Below are 15,002 nucleotides of genomic sequence, written 5' to 3'. Positions count from 1 at the left end.
CAAACAAGGGTAATCTTGAAACCCTACTAAGGTGTGAAGCATGTCGGAAAAGAAAGTAAAAAATTACACTGCTGAGTTCAAGGAATCTGCTGTGAAGCTGGCAGTTGAATCAGATAAGCCAGTGACTGAAACTGCTCAGGAGCTTGGGGTTAATGCGAATACCCTGCATACCTGGATAACAAAGTACCACCGCCATAAGGTGGCTAATCAGCCCAGGAAAAATGATGAGCATGTGTATGATGAAGTGAAACGTTTGCGTAAAGAGCTGAAAATACTCAAAGAGGAGCATGCTATTTTAAAAAAGGCGGCAGCCTTCTTTGCAAGAGAAAGTCTCTGAAATTTCAGTTCATTAAGGACAACCAGGAGCGCTTCAGTATTACTGCCATGTGTCGGGTTATGTCTGTATCGACCACAGGCTTTTATGACTGGTGCTCTCGTCCAGAATCGAACCGAAGTCAGGAAGACCGTGCATTGAAGGCAGATATCCGCGTGATACATGAAAAACACCGCCAGCGTTATGGTGAGCGCCGTATAAAAGACGATCTTGCTGATCAGGGTAAAAACGTTAGCCGTCAACGAATCAGTCGCCTAATGAAGGAGGAAGGCATTGTTTGCAAAACAAAGCGCAAGTTCAAGGCAACAACAGACTCCCGCCATAACAAGCCGGTGGCCGAGAATCTGCTGAACCGCAATTTCAAACGGGAGCAGCCCAATGAGGCTTACGCGGGAGACATTACCTATATTCGTACCCGGGAGGGCTGGCTGTACTTGTCCGTATTCATTGATTTGCATTCGAGGGCTGTGGTTGGCTGGTCTATGAGAGATCGCATGACGGCATCACTGGTCACTGACTCCCTTGTGATGGCTATGTGGAAGCGGAGGCCAACAGAAGGGCTGCTGGTACATAGTGACAGGGGCAGCCAGTATGTCTCGGAAAGCTATCAGAAATTGCTGAAAGAAAATGGCTTTATTTGCAGTATGAGCCGTAAGGGAAATTGCTGGGATAATGCGGTGGCAGAGAGCTTCTTCCATACGCTGAAAGCTGAGCTTGTTCACCATGAAGACTTCCAGACAAGGGAAGAGGCGAAGCAGGCAGTTTTTGAATACATTGAGGTCTATTATAACCGCCAGAGAAAACACTCTGGTAATGGCTACCTGGCACCTTTCAAATATGAACAGAAAATTGCCGAGGCAGCGTAAAAAAGTGTCCGGAAAACTCTTGCCAGATCAAGCCAGATTATCCGTTACTGGAAAAGCGGTGATTATTGTCGCAAGAAACTGGCCCGGGGCTGGATGCCACCACACCCTACTTTTTATATGAAACGCAGCTGTTATGAAAAGTTTGGTGGTTTTGACCTTAACTACAAAATTGCGGCAGATTATGATTCAATGCTGCGCTATCTGGGACGGCACGGAGTAACGACCCATTATATTCCTGAAGTGCTGGTTCGTATGCGGGTAGGTGGTGCCAGTAACCGCTCCCTAAAGAACATTATCCATAAAAGTCGTGAAGATTATCGGGCGCTGAAGGTGAATGAGGTTGGCGGGTCACGGGCCTTGTTTATGAAAAACGCCAGTAAGATTCCTCAGTTTTTATTCAAGAATAAGGCTCGCCATCACGGTCTGGCGGGTCAGCGTCATCACTAATTTTTTTGAACCACAGAGATCACAAAGAGCACAAAGAAAAGCTTTTTCTTCCTTTGTGTACTTCGTGTGCTCCGTGGTTAAGGAACCCTTGGTCAGGGCTTTCATCATGAAAAATTTCCGGTTTAGTTGATTGATACGTGCTAGAGGTTGGGCTAACCTGACGGCTATAATCGTGCCTAAAACAGAGTACTGTGATGCCAGTGATATCCAGTTTTTTCGGGATTTATATCCGGATGTACCATGCAGACCATGCCCCTCCTCATATTCATGCAGCATATCAAGGGCATGAAGCGCTGGTAGATATATCCACTGGTCATGTTATGGAAGGCCACTTACCCAAAAAAGCAGCAAAGCTTGTTGGTGAGTGGTGTTTATCTCATCGGTCTGAGTTGGAAGAAAACTGGAGAAAGGCTATTAATCTCGAGCCACTTGAGCGTATAGCGGGAGCTGATAATGATTAAAATAACTCGAGCGGTTTACCAGTCTGGTGTGGAGATTAAGCTGCACTTTTCTGATGGTAGTTTTGGGGTTATGGATTTCCATGAAGTTCTGGCACAAAAAACCAGTCTGACCAATGCGTTGGGAGACACTGTTTTTTTTCAACGTTTTTTTCTGGAGCTAGGGGCTCTTTGCTGGCCGAATGGTCTGGAGTTCAGTGGCAGGAGTCTTTATAAGAAGCTTGAGGCTAAAGGCAAACTGGTGAAGCCCGCGGCTTAGTAAATGGTGTTGGCTGTAAAAAATACCCGTAAGATTTCTGAGTTTTTATTCAAGAATAAGGCTCGCCATCACGGCCTGGCGGGTCAGCGTCATCACTAATTTTTTTTGAACCACAGAGCACACGGAGTACACAAAGGAAGAAAACGCTTTTCTTTGTGTTCTTTGTGTGCTCCGTGGTTAACCTTCAGGCTGCTGTCTCTACATGCACAACGATATCAACATTCAATGCTTGTCGCAGGGCGGTGAATATTTTGGCCAGGTTGTCCATCGTCGGGTTGCCCCGGTCGGACAGCATTCGGTGGAGACTTTTACTGGTTTTTTCTGTTTGCTGTGCCAGATCCTCAAAACCCATGGTGGCATTGACCAGGTCTCGTAGCACAATGCGAGCGGTGACCGGGTCACCGTTAAGGAACAGGCCAATGGCTTCATCAAGCAGCGCCTGGGCAAACGCCGGGTCTTGTTGTGCCCGTTCCAGCAATGTTTCTTTGTAGTCTCGGGTTAAGGGCATAATAGTTATACCTGTTTTTGGGTTTTGCGTTGTTTGTATTCGCTCAACAGTGCTTTTGCTTTGATGATGTCTTGTTTTTGCGACGATTTATCTCCACCACCCAGCAGTACAATCAGCTCATCACCGTCTTTGGCAAGGTAGATTCTGAGTCCTTTACCCCAGTTGATTCTGTACTCTCCCAGCCCTGCGAACCATTTGATCGATGAGGTAAGGCCCCTTTCCAGCCTTATTTGGGCTGTAGCCACTTTGGCGGCTGCCTGAGCTGGCAGGGCGTTAAACCATGTAGCATAAGGGCTTTTGCCATCAGGCTGAATGTACTCGACCACTTTCAGTGTCATAGTTAAAGGTAACCTATATGTTACTATTGTCAATATTCTAGCCAGCTTATTTTTCTGATGCAGGTTTAAGGTAGTGGGGTTTTCAGGCCTTGCACTGTACACCGCGCATTAATTTGTGTTTTTAAACCACAGAGATCACAAAGAGCACAAAGAAAAGCTTTTTCTTCCTTTGTGTACTTCGTGTGCTCCGTGGTTAACCCCTCGTAAGGTAAACCAATGACTAAAAAAGTAGCATTAATCACCGGCGTCACTGGCCAGGATGGCTCTTATCTGGCTGAGTTTCTGTTGAAAAAAGGCTATGAAGTACACGGCATTAAACGCCGTGCTTCTTCCTTTAACACAGAACGTGTGGATCATATTTATGAAGATCCTCATATGGAAAACCAGAATTTTAAGCTGCACTACGGGGATTTGAGCGATAGCTCTAACCTGACCCGTATTATTCAGGAAGTTCAGCCTGATGAGGTGTATAACCTGGCGGCACAGTCCCATGTGGCGGTTTCTTTTGAATCCCCTGAATACACTGCTGATGTAGATGCTCTGGGTACTCTGAGACTGCTGGAAGCCATTCGCTTTCTGGGACTGGAGAAAAAGACACGGTTTTATCAGGCGTCTACCTCTGAGCTGTACGGTCTGGTTCAGGAGATTCCACAGAAAGAAACCACACCGTTCTACCCTCGCTCCCCTTATGCTGTTGCTAAAATGTATGCCTACTGGATCACCGTTAACTACCGTGGAGAAAACCGGGGTCAGGTCTTGATTCTTGACACCCCAAAAACCTGTTCTACTTTTATTACTTCTTTTGTTTAATCATTTGATAAGAATAAGGGGTTGTGTGAGCAGACCATTGCGGATTGATTATTAGGAAAGCCTGCACTATTAAAAACCGTTAAAAACCGTTAAAAACCGTTAAACAAAAAACCGGGGTCAGGTCTTGATTCTTGACACCCCAAAATCCTGTTCTACTTTTATTACTTCTTTTGTTTAATCGTTTGATCAGAGAAGCCAGGGTCAGGTCTTGATTCTTGACAAGCAATAAAGCTGTTCTATTTTTATAGCTCTTTGTTTATTTCTTTGGGGTATAGACGTGAGCAGACCTCTGCGGATAGAGTATGCAGGTGCGCTTTACCATGTAACTTCACGGGGGAATGAGCGTAAGGCTATTTATCGTGAAGGAGCCGATTTTGAGCTATTTCTCGATGTACTGGCTGAGGTCTGCGAGCGATTTCACTGGGTGATTCATTCCTGGTGCCTGATGTCCAACCATTATCATGTGGTGGTGGAAACACCCAACGGTAATCTCTCTGCCGGTATGCGACAGTTGAATGGTGTTTATACGCTGAAGTTTAACCGCCGTTATGGGCGGGTTGGGCATCTGTTTCAGGGTCGCTACAAAGGGATTCTTGTTGATAAATCTGCATACCTTCTAGAATTAAGTCGCTATGTTGTGTTGAACCCTGTATGGGCTCGTATGGTCAATCGCCCTGACGAATGGCAGTGGAGCAGTTACCTTTATACCCTGGGTGAGCTTCCCTCTCCGGACTGGCTGGCTACTGATGCCATGTTGCTGCAATTTTCCCATGACCATAAGCAGGCCTGCGAGCGCTTTACTGCGTTTGTGTTGCAGGGTGTGGGTATTAATATCTGGTTAAATCTCAAGCAGCAGATCTATCTCGGTGACGATCAGTTTGTGGAAGAGCAGCAACAGCATATTGAGAAGCCCATCACTCGTGAGACTCTTTCAGAAGTGCCCCATAAGCAGCGCCGTAAGCCTGCCAAGCCATTAACTTATTATCAAAAAGGTTATGAACCGGCAGAGGCGGCTGTCTGTGCAGCGTTTAATTCTGGTGGTTATACCCAAAAGGCCATTGCTGATTTTTTCGGGCTTCATTATTCAACGGTAAGTAAGATGATTACCCGGCAGCGACCAGAAGAAAAATAGCCTGTTCAAGAATCAAGACCTGACACCATTTTTGTTATTGACACCATTTTTGCCTTTCTTGTAGGTCATAGATTTGAATTTGCGGTGCTGTAGTTTTTAAGCTACATTTAAGCCTATGATAGAAGTAAAGCAGCATGATGCTTTTAAACAGTGGATTAAGACGGTCAAAGACCCGAAGGCTAAATCATCGATACTATCCCGAATAAAACGCTTGGCGTTCGGGCTTTTCGGTGATGTAAAACCGGTTGGCGGACGGCTCAGTGAACTGAGGGTTGACACAGGTAAGGGTTATCGGGTCTATTTTACGCAGCAGGGTGATGAGCTGGTTATTGTGCTTTGTGGAAGTCAGAAGAAGGATCAGCAAAAGCAAATAGAGTTAGCCAAAGCGCTCTACAAAGAATGGAGGTCAGAAAATGAGTGAAAAAATAACTAACTTCGATCCGGCTGAATATCTGGATGACGATGAGGCTATTCAACACTATATAGATGAAGCGGTAGCAACCGGTCATGCAGGTTTTATAGCGGATTCGCTTGGTGTGGTAGCAAGAGCAAAAGGAATGAGTGACCTTGCGAAGGCAACAGGACTATCACGGGAGAGCCTGTACAGAGCCCTTAGTGAGCAGGGTAATCCGAGTTTAAAAACGTTGCTGGTGGTGTGTGCAGCTCTTGGTATTACATTGAAGATTGGAAAGTCAATATAGGTGTAAACTAGGAAAACCGGGTCAAAAACCGGGGTCATATATAGTCCGCCCCGCGATGCAAGGAAAAGTTTTCACAATGACAGTTAAAGAGTAATGCTTCCATATATCCGGCCTTGGGGTGAGGTCACAATCGCCTCTGGCCCTGATGGAATCCGCTCACTCCCACCTCATCAAGTCTTCGGCCTCTACGGACCCTGACCCGGAAAACCGGGGTCAGGTCTTGATTCCTGACGTTGAGATGTCACATCCAAGACTTGCTCCCAGTTTTTTATGAGCTTTTGCATGCCAAGATCAAAACCAGCTACTTTTAATAACTCAAGCAGTTTCATGAGTAGCCTTAGCTATATGAATAAAGCTGAGTTAGAGAGCTTATCTTGGATAAGGATAAGAGAAGCTATAAAGCTATTGGAGTGCGATGAGTACAGTGGTGCATATTATCTTGCTGGTTACTCTGTTGAGTGTGCTTTAAAGGCCTGTATTTGTAGGCAAGTGAAAGCTTTAGACTTCCCCAATAAAAAGCTGGCTCAGGATAGTCATACTCACAGGTTAACTGAACTTGTTACTATTGCGGGACTCAAGCAAAAACTCAAAATAGAGGAACAGGAGAGTGAAGCCTTCAGGTTGAACTGGGCTATTATTAAAGACTGGAAAGAAACTGCATGATATCAAGTAAACATCACAAAGGGTAAAGCTTGTGATTTAATTAAAGCTATTAATGATGAAGAGGCAGGAGTGTTGCAATGGCTAGAGAAATTCTGGTAAGAGATAATTTGACAGATGATATGATTTCTGTCGGTGAAGTGCTTCTCAACACGCTGGATAAAAATGATGCTCAGGTTTCTTCAACATTCTGGCTGTACGATCCGGAAGAAAGAGTATGGCGTTTGTTTTTTGCATCAGAGTTAGTTAAGTCAGAAGGGCCAAGAAAATATTATAAAAAAGTGCTTGATGCATTGAAGGATATTAACGATAAGGAGTTAACTCTGTCGCTTAGCGATATTAGTGTCACAGATAATTCAGATAAAATGTTGCAAGCACTTACCAATGTCTGTGACAAGAGAGAGCATATTTCAAAAGAGCGTATTTCAAGGGAAGCTATAAATGGCCAGTTTATAGAAGATGCTTTCATTTATAGAATCAACCTGTAAGAAGCTAGGGTCATATATGGTTCGCCCCGCGATACAAGGGAAAACCGGGGTCGGGTCTTGATTCTTGACGTCCGGCAACGGCCTAAACAAAAGGGTTTAACATCTTAGCGCCCGTTGTTATAAAGTCATTGGTATTTCGGGTTACAATAGTCAAGTCGGTAGTGAGGGCAATGGCTGCTATTTGTTTATCAATGGCGTTTTCATAGTGGGGCACTCTTAAATGGCCCCATACCTGCGCTTCTTCAAGCCCAAAATCGAGAATATGATCCCTGTACTCGGTCACTACTGTGTTCAACCAGGCTTCTAGCTGGGCGACTTGCTGGTAATCTTTTCTATGCCTGATTTTTTCTACACCTCTTCGCAGTTCCCCAATAGTGATAACACTGAGAAATAAGGGGGTAGACTGCTTTCTGGCTCTTTTAAAAAAGTCAATAACCCCTGGATTGGCCCTGTTTTTTTTTCGGGTCTCGCTGATGATATTGGTATCAATCAAATACATCTTGGTCTGATCCTGCTTGATCCTGAACCCGGGCAAAATCAGAGTCGTTGCCTACATCGGGGATATCCTGTAGTACTTCTGCAAAGCTCCGTTTTTTAGGGGCTAGCAGGGCCATTTTCAGAATCTGGCGATGCTCTGCCTCTGCACTTCGGCCATTTTTACCAGCCTGGGCTTTCAGGGCATCAACAATGTCTTTTTCAATATTTCTTACGATAAGATTTGCCATTTTTTGCCTGCTATGATGATCTCCTTTTTAAATGATAGCAATGATATCATTTCTTGCAAATAATCAAGGGGAGAAGATTAGTGTCAGGTCTTGATTCTTGACAAGCAATAAAGCTGTTCTATTTTTATAGCTCTTTGTTTATTTCTTTAGGGTATAGACGTGAGTAGACCTCTGCGGATTGAGTATGCAGGTGCGCTTTATCATGTGACTTCACGGGGGAATGAGCGCAAAGCTATTTTTCGTGAAGAAGCGGATTTTGATCTGTTTCTGGATGTGTTGGCGGAGGTTTGTGACCGGTTTAACTGGGTGATTCATTCCTGGTGTCTGATGACCAATCATTACCATCTGGTAGTGGAAACACCAGACGGTAATCTTTCGGCTGGTATGCGACAGTTAAATGGTGTTTATACCTCGCGCTTTAATCGTCGTTATGGGCGGGTAGGGCATCTGTTTCAGGGGCGCTATAAGGGCATTCTTGTTGATAAGTCAGCTTATCTTCTGGAGTTAAGCCGCTATGTTGTGTTAAACCCTGTACGGGCTCGTATGGTCAATCGCCCTGACGAATGGCAGTGGAGCAGTTACCTTTATACCCTGGGTGAGCTTCCCTCTCCGGACTGGCTGGCTACTGATGCCATGTTGCTGCAATTTTCAAAAGTACGGGCGCAAGCCTGCAAACAGTTTGTTGCTTTTGTCTTGCAGGGCATTGGTGTTAATATCTGGCTGAATCTGAAACAGCAAATCTATCTGGGAGATGACCGGTTTGTTGCTGAGCAGCAACAGCATATTGAAAGGCCAGCGAAAGGTGAGACGCTTTCCGAGATCCCCTATAAACAGCGGTGTAAGCCTGCCAGATCACTTGATTTTTATAAGAGTCACTATGTTTCTACAGAAGCAGCAGCCTGCGCAGCATTTGGTTCCGGCGGCTATACCCAGAAGGCTATTGCTGATTTTTTCGGCCTTCATTATTCAACGGTGAGCAAGATGATTGCCCGGCAGCATTCAGGCCTCATAGGAGAGGTCGATAGCGTTTGATTGCGTGGATTAGAAAAGTACCACTTGAGCAGAGCAGTCAACATTCAATACCTGGTACCTTAGTAATGCTAGTTGAGCTTGCTGGATATATACCTATTCAGGCTAACTCCAGATTCTGCCGCTTGAAGTGCAAGCATTCTATGTACCTCTGGTGGTATACGAACCATCAATTTACCGCTGAATTTTCGTGTTGATATCGGTTCAGGGATCTTTTCATTATTGGCAGCCATATCAGTAACAGCGCTTTTAACCAGCTTACGAACCCCGGTCAAAGCATTATCGGGTGATTCATCCAACCAGCTTAAACTGGGAAATTCTGCGCACAAGCCAACATACTCCTGATCTTCTTCAGACCAGGTAACACGATAGGTGTAACGATCAATCTCTTTAGCCATGCTTTTGCGCCTCCATACGATCAATTGCCTGTAGTACCTGTTTGACCTGATACGGTTTTGCCATACCCTTGTTATTTTGAATATTTACTCTTGGGTCACCTTGCCACGGTGTTTTATAAATCCGATGGCTTGATCCCATTTGCCGAGCAGCTCCAAAATAAGCATCGCAGACCTTGCATAAGTCTTTAAAGCAAACCCCTTTTGGATTTGCCCTCATTTGCTGGACAGAATCTATGATATTACCCATACCTTACATGGTATCACTAATGATACTATTTTCAAGGAAAGCAGTGAAGAAAGCAGGGTCACAGGCCGCTAAGGATTCAGTACGCCGGTGCGTTATATCATGTCACCTCCCGCGGAAAAAAACCGGGGTTAGGTCTTTCATTGAAAAAACCGGGGTTAGGTCTTTCATTGTGCATTCAAACCCAATGAAAATAAAGGATAGCCATTAACTTGCTTTCTTTTGCCAGGGAAGGGAGGCACGGAGAAAAGCTTTTTTTGTAGTTAATTCAGGAAAATTTTTAATGGCAAGTTCTTTGCGTAATGTGTGAAATCTTTGTCGGTGGTTAGAATGGGTACCTGATGATGTATAGCGGCTGCGCAAATAAGGAAGTCTGTGTGTGAACCTTGTATACCTTTGGCTCGGCAGGTGTTTGACAGGTGGGCGGCTTCTATATAATTTTCTTGTTGCAGGGGCAGTAAATCAAAAGCGGATAGCTGATCCTTCAGTTTGTTGAATTGTTTGTCTTCACGAATGCCGGTCAGCACTTCCTGAAGTATTGCTCCGATTATGACTGCCCGACGTTGTTGTATCAGCCGCTTTAACAGTATGACTTCTTCGGGCAGCGTATCGTTTGTTTTTCGTTTATGCCTAAGAGCTGTTGACCAGACACAGGTATCGACAAGCACCATCATGAGCGTCTGTCCTTTTTGTAGTCATAGTCCGGTTCGTAGTTTATTTCACCGAATGACTGAATGAGTTCAAGTTGTTTTCGGTGCTTTATAAATTCAGCCAGTGCTTCATTTACCGCTTCTCGCTTGGTTTTATAGCCGCCTATTTTTTGTACCTGGGCTATGAGCTGATCATCTATGGCAAGGTTTGTAGGCATTTGGCGCTCCTTTTTACACAGTCTACACAATGTTATACACATAACATGTAGAGTGTAGACGGTTGTTTTGTCTGTGAACACACTTTTTGAGAAGACGCTGCCCCGCTGTTTTAAATTTGTTAAATATTCTGCTTTAAAATGGCTATTATTCCATCAATGACTTCTTCGTGTTTTTCTTTAGCCAATTGACCTACTGGAGGTTCCAGCAGTGTTTCGTTTGCTGTGAATAATTTTCCTGGTCTGGCGTAGCTGGTGAGTGGTAAACCACCTCGGATGAAATCTTCTTGTTGGATAATTACTGCACTTTGGTCACTGTAGGCTTTACTGGTGATTTGGCACAATACCCAGTCACCTTTTTCTGCATAAGCCAAAACCAGGGCAGGTCTCCACTTCGTTCGAGTCAGGTCTGAAAAGGGAAATTTGACAGGAACAACTACTCCTTGCCCAAGGTTGACCATGCTTCATCCTCTTCTGGTTTATCCCAGTCTTCTGCCAGTGCTTTCTCACTTAGCAATGCTTCATCATTAATTTGTTGCAATTTTGGTAGTTCGTCGAGAACTGTCACAAGGATACGACAGCCCTCCGGGAGTTTAATATTGGGTGGTAAGCAGAGGTTGCCCTGCTCATCGGTTTTTGCTTCATAGGTTGCAGGCATTAGCTTCTCCTTGAATTTATCCCTGTTTTGATAGGTTAGGTTGATTGTGATTTCTGTGCAAGAGGAAAACTGGGGTCAGGTCTTGATTCTTGACACCCCAAAATCCTGTTCTACTTTTATTACTTCTTTTGTTTAATCGCCGGATCAGGATAAGGGGTTGTTTTGTGAGCAGGCCATTGCGGATTGAGTATGCAGGTGCGCTTTATCATGTGACTTCACGGGGGAATGAGCGTAAGGCTATTTATCGTGAAGGAGCCGATTTTGAGCTGTTTCTCGATGTGCTGGCTGAGGTCTGCGAGCGATTTCACTGGGTGATTCATTCCTGGTGCCTGATGTCCAACCATTATCATTTGGTGGTGGAAACACCCAACGGTAATCTCTCTGCCGGTATGCGACAGTTGAATGGTGTTTATACGCTGAAGTTTAACCGCCGTTATGGGCGGGTTGGGCATCTGTTTCAGGGTCGCTACAAAGGGATTCTTGTTGATAAATCTGCATACCTTCTAGAATTAAGTCGCTATGTTGTGTTGAACCCTGTTCGTGCTCGCATGGTGGATCATCCCGGAGACTGGCAGTGGAGCAGTTACCTCTACACGCTGGGCGAGCTTTCATCGCCAGACTGGTTGGCCACCGATGCCATGTTACTGCAATTTTCCCATGACCATAAGCAGGCCTGCGAGCGCTTTACTGCGTTTGTGTTGCAGGGTGTGGGTATTAATATCTGGTTAAATCTCAAGCAGCAGATCTATCTCGGTGACGATCAGTTTGTGGAAGAGCAGCAACAGCATATTGAGAAGCCCATCACTCGTGAGACTCTTTCAGAAGTACCCCATAAGCAGCGCCGCAAGCCTGCTAAGCCATTAACTTATTATCAAAAACGTTATGAACCGGCAGAGGCGGCTGTCTGTGCAGCATTTAATTCTGGTGGTTATACCCAAAAGGCCATTGCTGATTTTTTCGGGCTTCATTATTCAACGGTAAGTAAGATGATTACCCGGCAGCGACCAGAAGAAAAATAGCCTGTTCAAGAATCAAGACCTGACACCATTTTTCCTGACACCATTTTTCCCGAAGAAAAATAGCCTGTTCAAGAATCAAGACCTGACACCATTTTTCCTGTGACACCATTTTTCCTGCAAGAATCAAGACCTGACACCATTTTTCCCTTTTTCCTGACACCATTTTTCCCATTTTTCCCTATTTCAGACTTTTGCACCCCCCTCTCCGGTGCGGGGGGGCTCTATAGATACTGTTGTCAGGGGGGGGCTACTACTGGGTCTTGATCAGTTTTGCAATTTGTGAATAGTCGTTATAGGCCGAAATTACGGTGCTATTCAGGTAATCGATCTGGTTCACTGTTTGCGCCAGTTTATCTTTCTCGCTGATCAGTTCCATTAAACCTACATTGCTCATCAGACTTTGGGTATCGAGGGCCTGGAATAGGTCAATATTGGCCATGGCAGTCTTTGCTGCTTGCACCAGCCCCGCCATGATCTGTTGGCTGGCTTCTGAGCTGATAAACTGAATCAGTGCAGACTGGTTTTCTGAACTGAGTAACTCAAAGGCATTTTGTTTCTCTGTTTCTGTTGTTGCCGAATGAACGCTGGAAAAATAGTCTCCCAGGGCAGGCTCTGTTTTTAAGTGAGTCAGAAATTGCTCATAGACAGGTTGAGCAGCAATAAATGCGGTGTTAATCCCGGAACGTACTTTTTCTATTTCTGAAATATCGGAGGGCTGATAGGCCTTATCAGTTACACCGGCTTCTTTTACGGGCATAAAGGCCTGAAACCCGTTGTCTTTTTCCGGGCTATTATAAGACAATGTTGTACCACTTTGACTCGAGCAGCCGGCAGTTAACAGCATTGCAACAGTTAGGGATACAAGGCTCTTTTTCATACATTCCCCTGAGGTTTACTTCTTATTCGTTATGTTTACCAATGGGTATAGGCTATCTAGGCCATCCTTGCTCAGCCCTTAGTGATATTACTCGTAACGCTGGGCTTTCACCACTTATTTCTTTTTGCCTAATACAGCCGTCGGGAAATAAACTGTCCACGAATAGAACTGTTGTAATACCCACCCACTGAACTGGCAGAGATCAGGCTTTGGTAAATCGTTTCAGGCACATCATAATAGCGGTAAACACTGCCGTTACCGGCAAACTCAACTTCAAGGATTTGTGCAGCAGGGTCATAGCCTGCCGAGGCCAGGGCTGAGGAATTCAGGGGCTGGCGGTCAAAGGGCAGGGTTTCCAGAGAGTAGGCAACCTGTCGTATTTGGTTTCTTATGACATTGCGGCTGTGGTTAACTCCCAGATAGGCGTCGGTAAAGCTATGATCCAGCCAGTCAGGGCTACTCTGGCTATTAGTCAGGTTGGCGGCCATGGGAGTCAGGCCAATCAATCGATAGGCATTGATAATCAGGTCACTATCCAGGGTGCTATAGCGCGTGATTAAGCGATGGTCGCCTTCGTAAAATAGTGGTGCCCCCATATGGCTTGCCGGGGTGCCCACTGACACCATGCCCATGACTCGTAATTTGTTGATAGGTAGCCCTTGCAGAGTGGCAGCATAGACTTGGTACCAGGCAGCATTGCCGTAAAAGTTACCTTGTGAGTGGGCAACCAGCAGCACTTTCTGACAGTTTTCAATGGCTTGCTTGTAACTGATAACATGCTTTTTTAAATCGAAGTCAATCAGGTAATCAATCGATCGGGTATGGGCTGCTATATCAAGCAGGCCTTCCTGAAACCAGTCAGGCGCCACCTTAAGGCCGGATAACCAGAGAAATAACTGTCCCCAGTCTTGTATTCCTTTCTGGCGGGAGAGTTCGAGTAGTTGGAATAGGGGGTTTTCGTTGTGGTTGTAGGATAAAGTGTACGATACTTTATAGCCAGGTAGGTTATTTCTTAAAAGCTTTTTTAGTTCTATTTGAGATTGAATAGCATCCTTGGTGCTATTCAGCATTCCATTACCAAAATAGACTCTGATTTCTGGATTTTTTACTGAGCATGTATTTGCTAATACATGTTGGTTTAAAAATATAATTATAAAGAAACTGATTGTTTTTTTCATAGCTGGGCCTAATTATTTACATGATTGTCAAAGTCGCATTGCGTTGACAAATCATCTGGTATAGAAAATGTCATCCCGCTGAAGTAGCTATTGATTTTATTCCAGGCCTTTAATCTTTCGATTGTGTTAAATGTTTGAGCCTTCTTCTTTGTTCTATAACCACTAATATCTTGATTTTCCATAGTGTGCATTAGGCATAGGAAGTTGGCCGTTTGGGTGGGTTCAATATTTAGAATAAATTCTTTATCATTACTGTTAGTTATCATTTTTTGCTCAATAACAGCCAACTTTCTAGCCACTTCCCTGGCCTGCCCTGAATCAGCCAGCTCTTTTTCAATAAACCGCTCCACATCATCCCTGATACCATCCCGGTTGCTGTCAATGCCGGTGAGTCCAACCAGACCGGCATCCCCGGGGTCGGGTGGCAGGGCAAACAGCCAGCGACTGGACTGTTTCAGGGATTCATCTTCAAGGCATTGCTCAAGGGGGTGAATATCAAAAAAGGGTGCGGCATTGCTGGTAATACAATAGCGTTGGTTTTTTCGTTCAAATACCAGGTGTCCCTGTTCCAGAAAGACCGGGTAAAGTGACTTGCTCCGGGAGGTACGGCTGATTTGGGGGATAAAGCGTCGCCCGATGCCTTTTACCATCAGGCGTCCTGCGGTATGGGTAATACCCTTCTCATCCACTTGCCACTGCTGTTGGGTACTTTGGTCACAGCGGGCAAGGTGCAGTAGCCTGCCCCGCTGAAAATGCGCAAACAAGCGCTTAAACTGCGAGGGCCACTGACTCCGGTGGATGACTCCGGCCTGTAGGCATTGATTGCCGTCACCATAGGCAGGCTCAATAGGGCCGGATACCGATCCGGAGGCACCATTGCTGATAGAGAGGAAAAGCAATAAAAAAAGTGGTGGAAAAGCAGGCATGCCATCAGGTCCCCAGGATGATTATAGAGGGTATTGATCGGCAGCCATAAAGCAAACTTTGCCTGTGGTTATTGGTTTATAT

Annotated in this window: 27 protein-coding genes; 12 read left to right on the top strand and 15 right to left on the bottom strand. The window is 45.1% G+C overall.

Features of this window, described 5'->3' with window-relative positions; genetic code table 11:
• The first annotated feature begins 40 nt into the window (after positions 1 to 40).
• From MJ595_RS20060 to MJ595_RS20045, 4 genes are all read left to right on the top strand, one after another.
• Positions 41 to 1,200, top strand: a protein-coding gene (locus MJ595_RS20060) for an IS3 family transposase (RefSeq protein ID WP_263079868.1) whose coding sequence is annotated in 2 segments (ribosomal slippage) — positions 41 to 311 and positions 311 to 1,200 — 1,161 coding nt in all. Because the reading frame shifts where the segments join, the coding sequence is not laid out codon by codon here.
• Between the two features lie 117 nt (positions 1,201 to 1,317).
• A complete protein-coding gene (locus tag MJ595_RS20055) occupies positions 1,318 to 1,647 on the top strand; it encodes a hypothetical protein (RefSeq protein WP_263079867.1) in 330 nt (109 codons plus the stop codon).
• Positions 1,648 to 1,841: 194 nt separating this feature from the next.
• Positions 1,842 to 2,108, top strand: a complete 267-nt coding sequence (locus MJ595_RS20050) for a DUF4160 domain-containing protein (protein WP_263079866.1) — start codon at positions 1,842 to 1,844, stop codon at positions 2,106 to 2,108.
• Positions 2,101 to 2,364, top strand: a complete 264-nt coding sequence (locus MJ595_RS20045) for a DUF2442 domain-containing protein (protein ID WP_263079865.1) — start codon at positions 2,101 to 2,103, stop codon at positions 2,362 to 2,364. Before MJ595_RS20050 ends, MJ595_RS20045 begins: the two co-directional genes overlap by 8 nt.
• A 184-nt stretch (positions 2,365 to 2,548) precedes the next feature.
• Here MJ595_RS20045 and MJ595_RS20040 read toward each other — a convergent pair whose 3' ends face one another.
• Both MJ595_RS20040 and MJ595_RS20035 read right to left on the bottom strand, forming a co-directional pair.
• Complete coding sequence (locus tag MJ595_RS20040; RefSeq protein ID WP_263079864.1) at positions 2,549 to 2,872, bottom strand: transcriptional regulator; 324 nt, start codon at positions 2,870 to 2,872, stop codon at positions 2,549 to 2,551.
• 5 nt (positions 2,873 to 2,877) lie between these two features.
• Positions 2,878 to 3,210 carry a type II toxin-antitoxin system RelE/ParE family toxin gene (locus MJ595_RS20035; protein WP_263079863.1) on the bottom strand — a complete coding sequence of 111 codons (333 nt, stop codon included), beginning with the start codon at positions 3,208 to 3,210 and terminating at the stop codon, positions 2,878 to 2,880.
• A 216-nt stretch (positions 3,211 to 3,426) separates the two neighbouring features.
• Between MJ595_RS20035 and MJ595_RS20030 the strand changes: the two genes are divergently transcribed.
• The 4 genes from MJ595_RS20030 (at position 3,427) to MJ595_RS20015 (ending at position 5,853) form a co-directional block, all read left to right on the top strand.
• Entirely contained in the window at positions 3,427 to 4,020 is a 594-nt protein-coding gene (locus MJ595_RS20030; protein ID WP_263079862.1) for a GDP-mannose 4,6-dehydratase, read from the top strand.
• A 277-nt stretch (positions 4,021 to 4,297) separates the two neighbouring features.
• Entirely contained in the window at positions 4,298 to 5,152 is an 855-nt protein-coding gene (locus MJ595_RS20025) for a transposase (RefSeq protein WP_263079861.1), read from the top strand.
• Between the two features lie 115 nt (positions 5,153 to 5,267).
• A complete protein-coding gene (locus MJ595_RS20020) occupies positions 5,268 to 5,573 on the top strand; it encodes a type II toxin-antitoxin system RelE/ParE family toxin (protein WP_263079859.1) in 306 nt (101 codons plus the stop codon).
• The gene (locus MJ595_RS20015) at positions 5,566 to 5,853 is read left to right on the top strand and encodes a putative addiction module antidote protein (RefSeq protein WP_263079856.1); all 288 of its coding nucleotides are present in this window, start codon (positions 5,566 to 5,568) and stop codon (positions 5,851 to 5,853) included. The genes MJ595_RS20020 and MJ595_RS20015 overlap by 8 nt, the downstream gene beginning before the upstream one ends.
• Before the next feature lie 185 nt (positions 5,854 to 6,038).
• Here the strand turns inward: MJ595_RS20015 and MJ595_RS20010 are convergent, their stop codons facing one another.
• Positions 6,039 to 6,182, bottom strand: coding sequence for a hypothetical protein (locus MJ595_RS20010; protein WP_263079855.1), 144 nt, complete (start codon positions 6,180 to 6,182; stop codon positions 6,039 to 6,041).
• A 16-nt stretch (positions 6,183 to 6,198) separates the two neighbouring features.
• On the opposite strand from MJ595_RS20010, the gene MJ595_RS20005 reads away from it, so the two are divergent.
• Positions 6,199 to 6,516, top strand: a complete 318-nt coding sequence (locus MJ595_RS20005) for a hypothetical protein (protein ID WP_263079854.1) — start codon at positions 6,199 to 6,201, stop codon at positions 6,514 to 6,516.
• 77 nt (positions 6,517 to 6,593) lie between these two features.
• Positions 6,594 to 7,001 carry a hypothetical protein gene (locus MJ595_RS20000; RefSeq protein ID WP_263079853.1) on the top strand — a complete coding sequence of 136 codons (408 nt, stop codon included), beginning with the start codon at positions 6,594 to 6,596 and terminating at the stop codon, positions 6,999 to 7,001.
• Positions 7,002 to 7,083: 82 nt separating this feature from the next.
• Here MJ595_RS20000 and MJ595_RS19995 read toward each other — a convergent pair whose 3' ends face one another.
• Entirely contained in the window at positions 7,084 to 7,500 is a 417-nt protein-coding gene (locus tag MJ595_RS19995; RefSeq protein ID WP_263079852.1) for a type II toxin-antitoxin system VapC family toxin, read from the bottom strand.
• The gene (locus tag MJ595_RS19990; RefSeq protein ID WP_263079850.1) at positions 7,487 to 7,726 is read right to left on the bottom strand and encodes a DNA-binding protein; all 240 of its coding nucleotides are present in this window, start codon (positions 7,724 to 7,726) and stop codon (positions 7,487 to 7,489) included. Before MJ595_RS19990 ends, MJ595_RS19995 begins: the two co-directional genes overlap by 14 nt.
• A gap of 159 nt (positions 7,727 to 7,885) precedes the next feature.
• On the opposite strand from MJ595_RS19990, the gene MJ595_RS19985 reads away from it, so the two are divergent.
• Positions 7,886 to 8,758 (top strand): transposase, encoded by an 873-nt coding sequence (locus MJ595_RS19985; protein ID WP_263079849.1) that lies wholly within the window; start codon positions 7,886 to 7,888, stop codon positions 8,756 to 8,758.
• A gap of 68 nt (positions 8,759 to 8,826) precedes the next feature.
• On the opposite strand, the gene MJ595_RS19980 is transcribed toward MJ595_RS19985, so the two are convergent.
• The 6 genes from MJ595_RS19980 to MJ595_RS19955 form a co-directional block, all read right to left on the bottom strand.
• Positions 8,827 to 9,153 (bottom strand): type II toxin-antitoxin system HicB family antitoxin, encoded by a 327-nt coding sequence (locus tag MJ595_RS19980; RefSeq protein WP_263079848.1) that lies wholly within the window; start codon positions 9,151 to 9,153, stop codon positions 8,827 to 8,829.
• On the bottom strand, positions 9,146 to 9,400 hold the full coding sequence (locus tag MJ595_RS19975; RefSeq protein ID WP_263079846.1) for a toxin HicA: 255 nt from the start codon (positions 9,398 to 9,400) through the stop codon (positions 9,146 to 9,148). The genes MJ595_RS19980 and MJ595_RS19975 overlap by 8 nt, the downstream gene beginning before the upstream one ends.
• Positions 9,401 to 9,660: 260 nt before the next feature.
• Positions 9,661 to 10,071, bottom strand: a complete 411-nt coding sequence (locus MJ595_RS19970) for a PIN domain-containing protein (protein ID WP_263079845.1) — start codon at positions 10,069 to 10,071, stop codon at positions 9,661 to 9,663.
• A complete protein-coding gene (locus MJ595_RS19965) occupies positions 10,068 to 10,265 on the bottom strand; it encodes a type II toxin-antitoxin system VapB family antitoxin (protein WP_263079844.1) in 198 nt (65 codons plus the stop codon). The genes MJ595_RS19970 and MJ595_RS19965 overlap by 4 nt, the downstream gene beginning before the upstream one ends.
• Positions 10,266 to 10,384: 119 nt before the next feature.
• Entirely contained in the window at positions 10,385 to 10,723 is a 339-nt protein-coding gene (locus MJ595_RS19960; protein WP_263079843.1) for a type II toxin-antitoxin system PemK/MazF family toxin, read from the bottom strand.
• Positions 10,699 to 10,920, bottom strand: coding sequence for a hypothetical protein (locus MJ595_RS19955; protein ID WP_263079841.1), 222 nt, complete (start codon positions 10,918 to 10,920; stop codon positions 10,699 to 10,701). The genes MJ595_RS19960 and MJ595_RS19955 overlap by 25 nt, the downstream gene beginning before the upstream one ends.
• Before the next feature lie 164 nt (positions 10,921 to 11,084).
• On the opposite strand from MJ595_RS19955, the gene MJ595_RS19950 reads away from it, so the two are divergent.
• The gene (locus tag MJ595_RS19950) at positions 11,085 to 11,939 is read left to right on the top strand and encodes a transposase (protein ID WP_263079839.1); all 855 of its coding nucleotides are present in this window, start codon (positions 11,085 to 11,087) and stop codon (positions 11,937 to 11,939) included.
• On the opposite strand, the gene MJ595_RS19945 is transcribed toward MJ595_RS19950, so the two are convergent.
• From MJ595_RS19945 to MJ595_RS19930, 4 genes are all read right to left on the bottom strand, one after another.
• Positions 11,911 to 12,111 (bottom strand): hypothetical protein, encoded by a 201-nt coding sequence (locus MJ595_RS19945; RefSeq protein WP_263079838.1) that lies wholly within the window; start codon positions 12,109 to 12,111, stop codon positions 11,911 to 11,913. The two genes, MJ595_RS19950 and MJ595_RS19945, sit on opposite strands and share 29 nt — an antisense overlap.
• A 78-nt stretch (positions 12,112 to 12,189) precedes the next feature.
• The gene (locus MJ595_RS19940) at positions 12,190 to 12,783 is read right to left on the bottom strand and encodes a hypothetical protein (protein WP_263079837.1); all 594 of its coding nucleotides are present in this window, start codon (positions 12,781 to 12,783) and stop codon (positions 12,190 to 12,192) included.
• A gap of 161 nt (positions 12,784 to 12,944) precedes the next feature.
• Positions 12,945 to 13,886, bottom strand: coding sequence for a KTSC domain-containing protein (locus MJ595_RS19935; RefSeq protein WP_263079835.1), 942 nt, complete (start codon positions 13,884 to 13,886; stop codon positions 12,945 to 12,947).
• 116 nt (positions 13,887 to 14,002) lie between these two features.
• Positions 14,003 to 14,920, bottom strand: coding sequence for a hypothetical protein (locus MJ595_RS19930; protein WP_263079834.1), 918 nt, complete (start codon positions 14,918 to 14,920; stop codon positions 14,003 to 14,005).
• Positions 14,921 to 15,002: the final 82 nt, after the last annotated feature.

This window comes from Endozoicomonas sp. Mp262, from assembly GCF_025643335.1.
Lineage (GTDB): Bacteria > Pseudomonadota > Gammaproteobacteria > Pseudomonadales > Endozoicomonadaceae > Endonucleibacter.
Note: the sequence above shows the minus strand (reverse complement) of the source record. Positions and strands in the feature narration are given on the sequence as shown.

Coding starts and splice junctions, on each gene's coding strand:
- MJ595_RS20055 (WP_263079867.1), top strand. CDS start 1,318: ATGAAACGCAGCTGTTATGAAAAGTTTGGTGGTTTTGACCTTAACTAC.
- MJ595_RS20000 (WP_263079853.1), top strand. CDS start 6,594: ATGGCTAGAGAAATTCTGGTAAGAGATAATTTGACAGATGATATGATT.
- MJ595_RS19975 (WP_263079846.1), bottom strand. CDS start 9,400: ATGGGTAATATCATAGATTCTGTCCAGCAAATGAGGGCAAATCCAAAA.
- MJ595_RS19945 (WP_263079838.1), bottom strand. CDS start 12,111: ATGGGAAAAATGGTGTCAGGAAAAAGGGAAAAATGGTGTCAGGTCTTG.
- MJ595_RS19980 (WP_263079848.1), bottom strand. CDS start 9,153: ATGGCTAAAGAGATTGATCGTTACACCTATCGTGTTACCTGGTCTGAA.
- MJ595_RS19930 (WP_263079834.1), bottom strand. CDS start 14,920: ATGCCTGCTTTTCCACCACTTTTTTTATTGCTTTTCCTCTCTATCAGC.
- MJ595_RS20035 (WP_263079863.1), bottom strand. CDS start 3,210: ATGACACTGAAAGTGGTCGAGTACATTCAGCCTGATGGCAAAAGCCCT.
- MJ595_RS19940 (WP_263079837.1), bottom strand. CDS start 12,783: ATGCTGTTAACTGCCGGCTGCTCGAGTCAAAGTGGTACAACATTGTCT.
- MJ595_RS20020 (WP_263079859.1), top strand. CDS start 5,268: ATGATAGAAGTAAAGCAGCATGATGCTTTTAAACAGTGGATTAAGACG.
- MJ595_RS20050 (WP_263079866.1), top strand. CDS start 1,842: ATGCCAGTGATATCCAGTTTTTTCGGGATTTATATCCGGATGTACCAT.
- MJ595_RS19935 (WP_263079835.1), bottom strand. CDS start 13,886: ATGCTGAATAGCACCAAGGATGCTATTCAATCTCAAATAGAACTAAAA.
- MJ595_RS20005 (WP_263079854.1), top strand. CDS start 6,199: ATGAATAAAGCTGAGTTAGAGAGCTTATCTTGGATAAGGATAAGAGAA.
- MJ595_RS20045 (WP_263079865.1), top strand. CDS start 2,101: ATGATTAAAATAACTCGAGCGGTTTACCAGTCTGGTGTGGAGATTAAG.
- MJ595_RS20040 (WP_263079864.1), bottom strand. CDS start 2,872: ATGCCCTTAACCCGAGACTACAAAGAAACATTGCTGGAACGGGCACAA.
- MJ595_RS19970 (WP_263079845.1), bottom strand. CDS start 10,071: ATGATGGTGCTTGTCGATACCTGTGTCTGGTCAACAGCTCTTAGGCAT.
- MJ595_RS19990 (WP_263079850.1), bottom strand. CDS start 7,726: ATGGCAAATCTTATCGTAAGAAATATTGAAAAAGACATTGTTGATGCC.
- MJ595_RS20030 (WP_263079862.1), top strand. CDS start 3,427: ATGACTAAAAAAGTAGCATTAATCACCGGCGTCACTGGCCAGGATGGC.
- MJ595_RS20015 (WP_263079856.1), top strand. CDS start 5,566: ATGAGTGAAAAAATAACTAACTTCGATCCGGCTGAATATCTGGATGAC.
- MJ595_RS19955 (WP_263079841.1), bottom strand. CDS start 10,920: ATGCCTGCAACCTATGAAGCAAAAACCGATGAGCAGGGCAACCTCTGC.
- MJ595_RS19995 (WP_263079852.1), bottom strand. CDS start 7,500: ATGTATTTGATTGATACCAATATCATCAGCGAGACCCGAAAAAAAAAC.
- MJ595_RS20010 (WP_263079855.1), bottom strand. CDS start 6,182: ATGAAACTGCTTGAGTTATTAAAAGTAGCTGGTTTTGATCTTGGCATG.
- MJ595_RS19960 (WP_263079843.1), bottom strand. CDS start 10,723: ATGGTCAACCTTGGGCAAGGAGTAGTTGTTCCTGTCAAATTTCCCTTT.
- MJ595_RS19965 (WP_263079844.1), bottom strand. CDS start 10,265: ATGCCTACAAACCTTGCCATAGATGATCAGCTCATAGCCCAGGTACAA.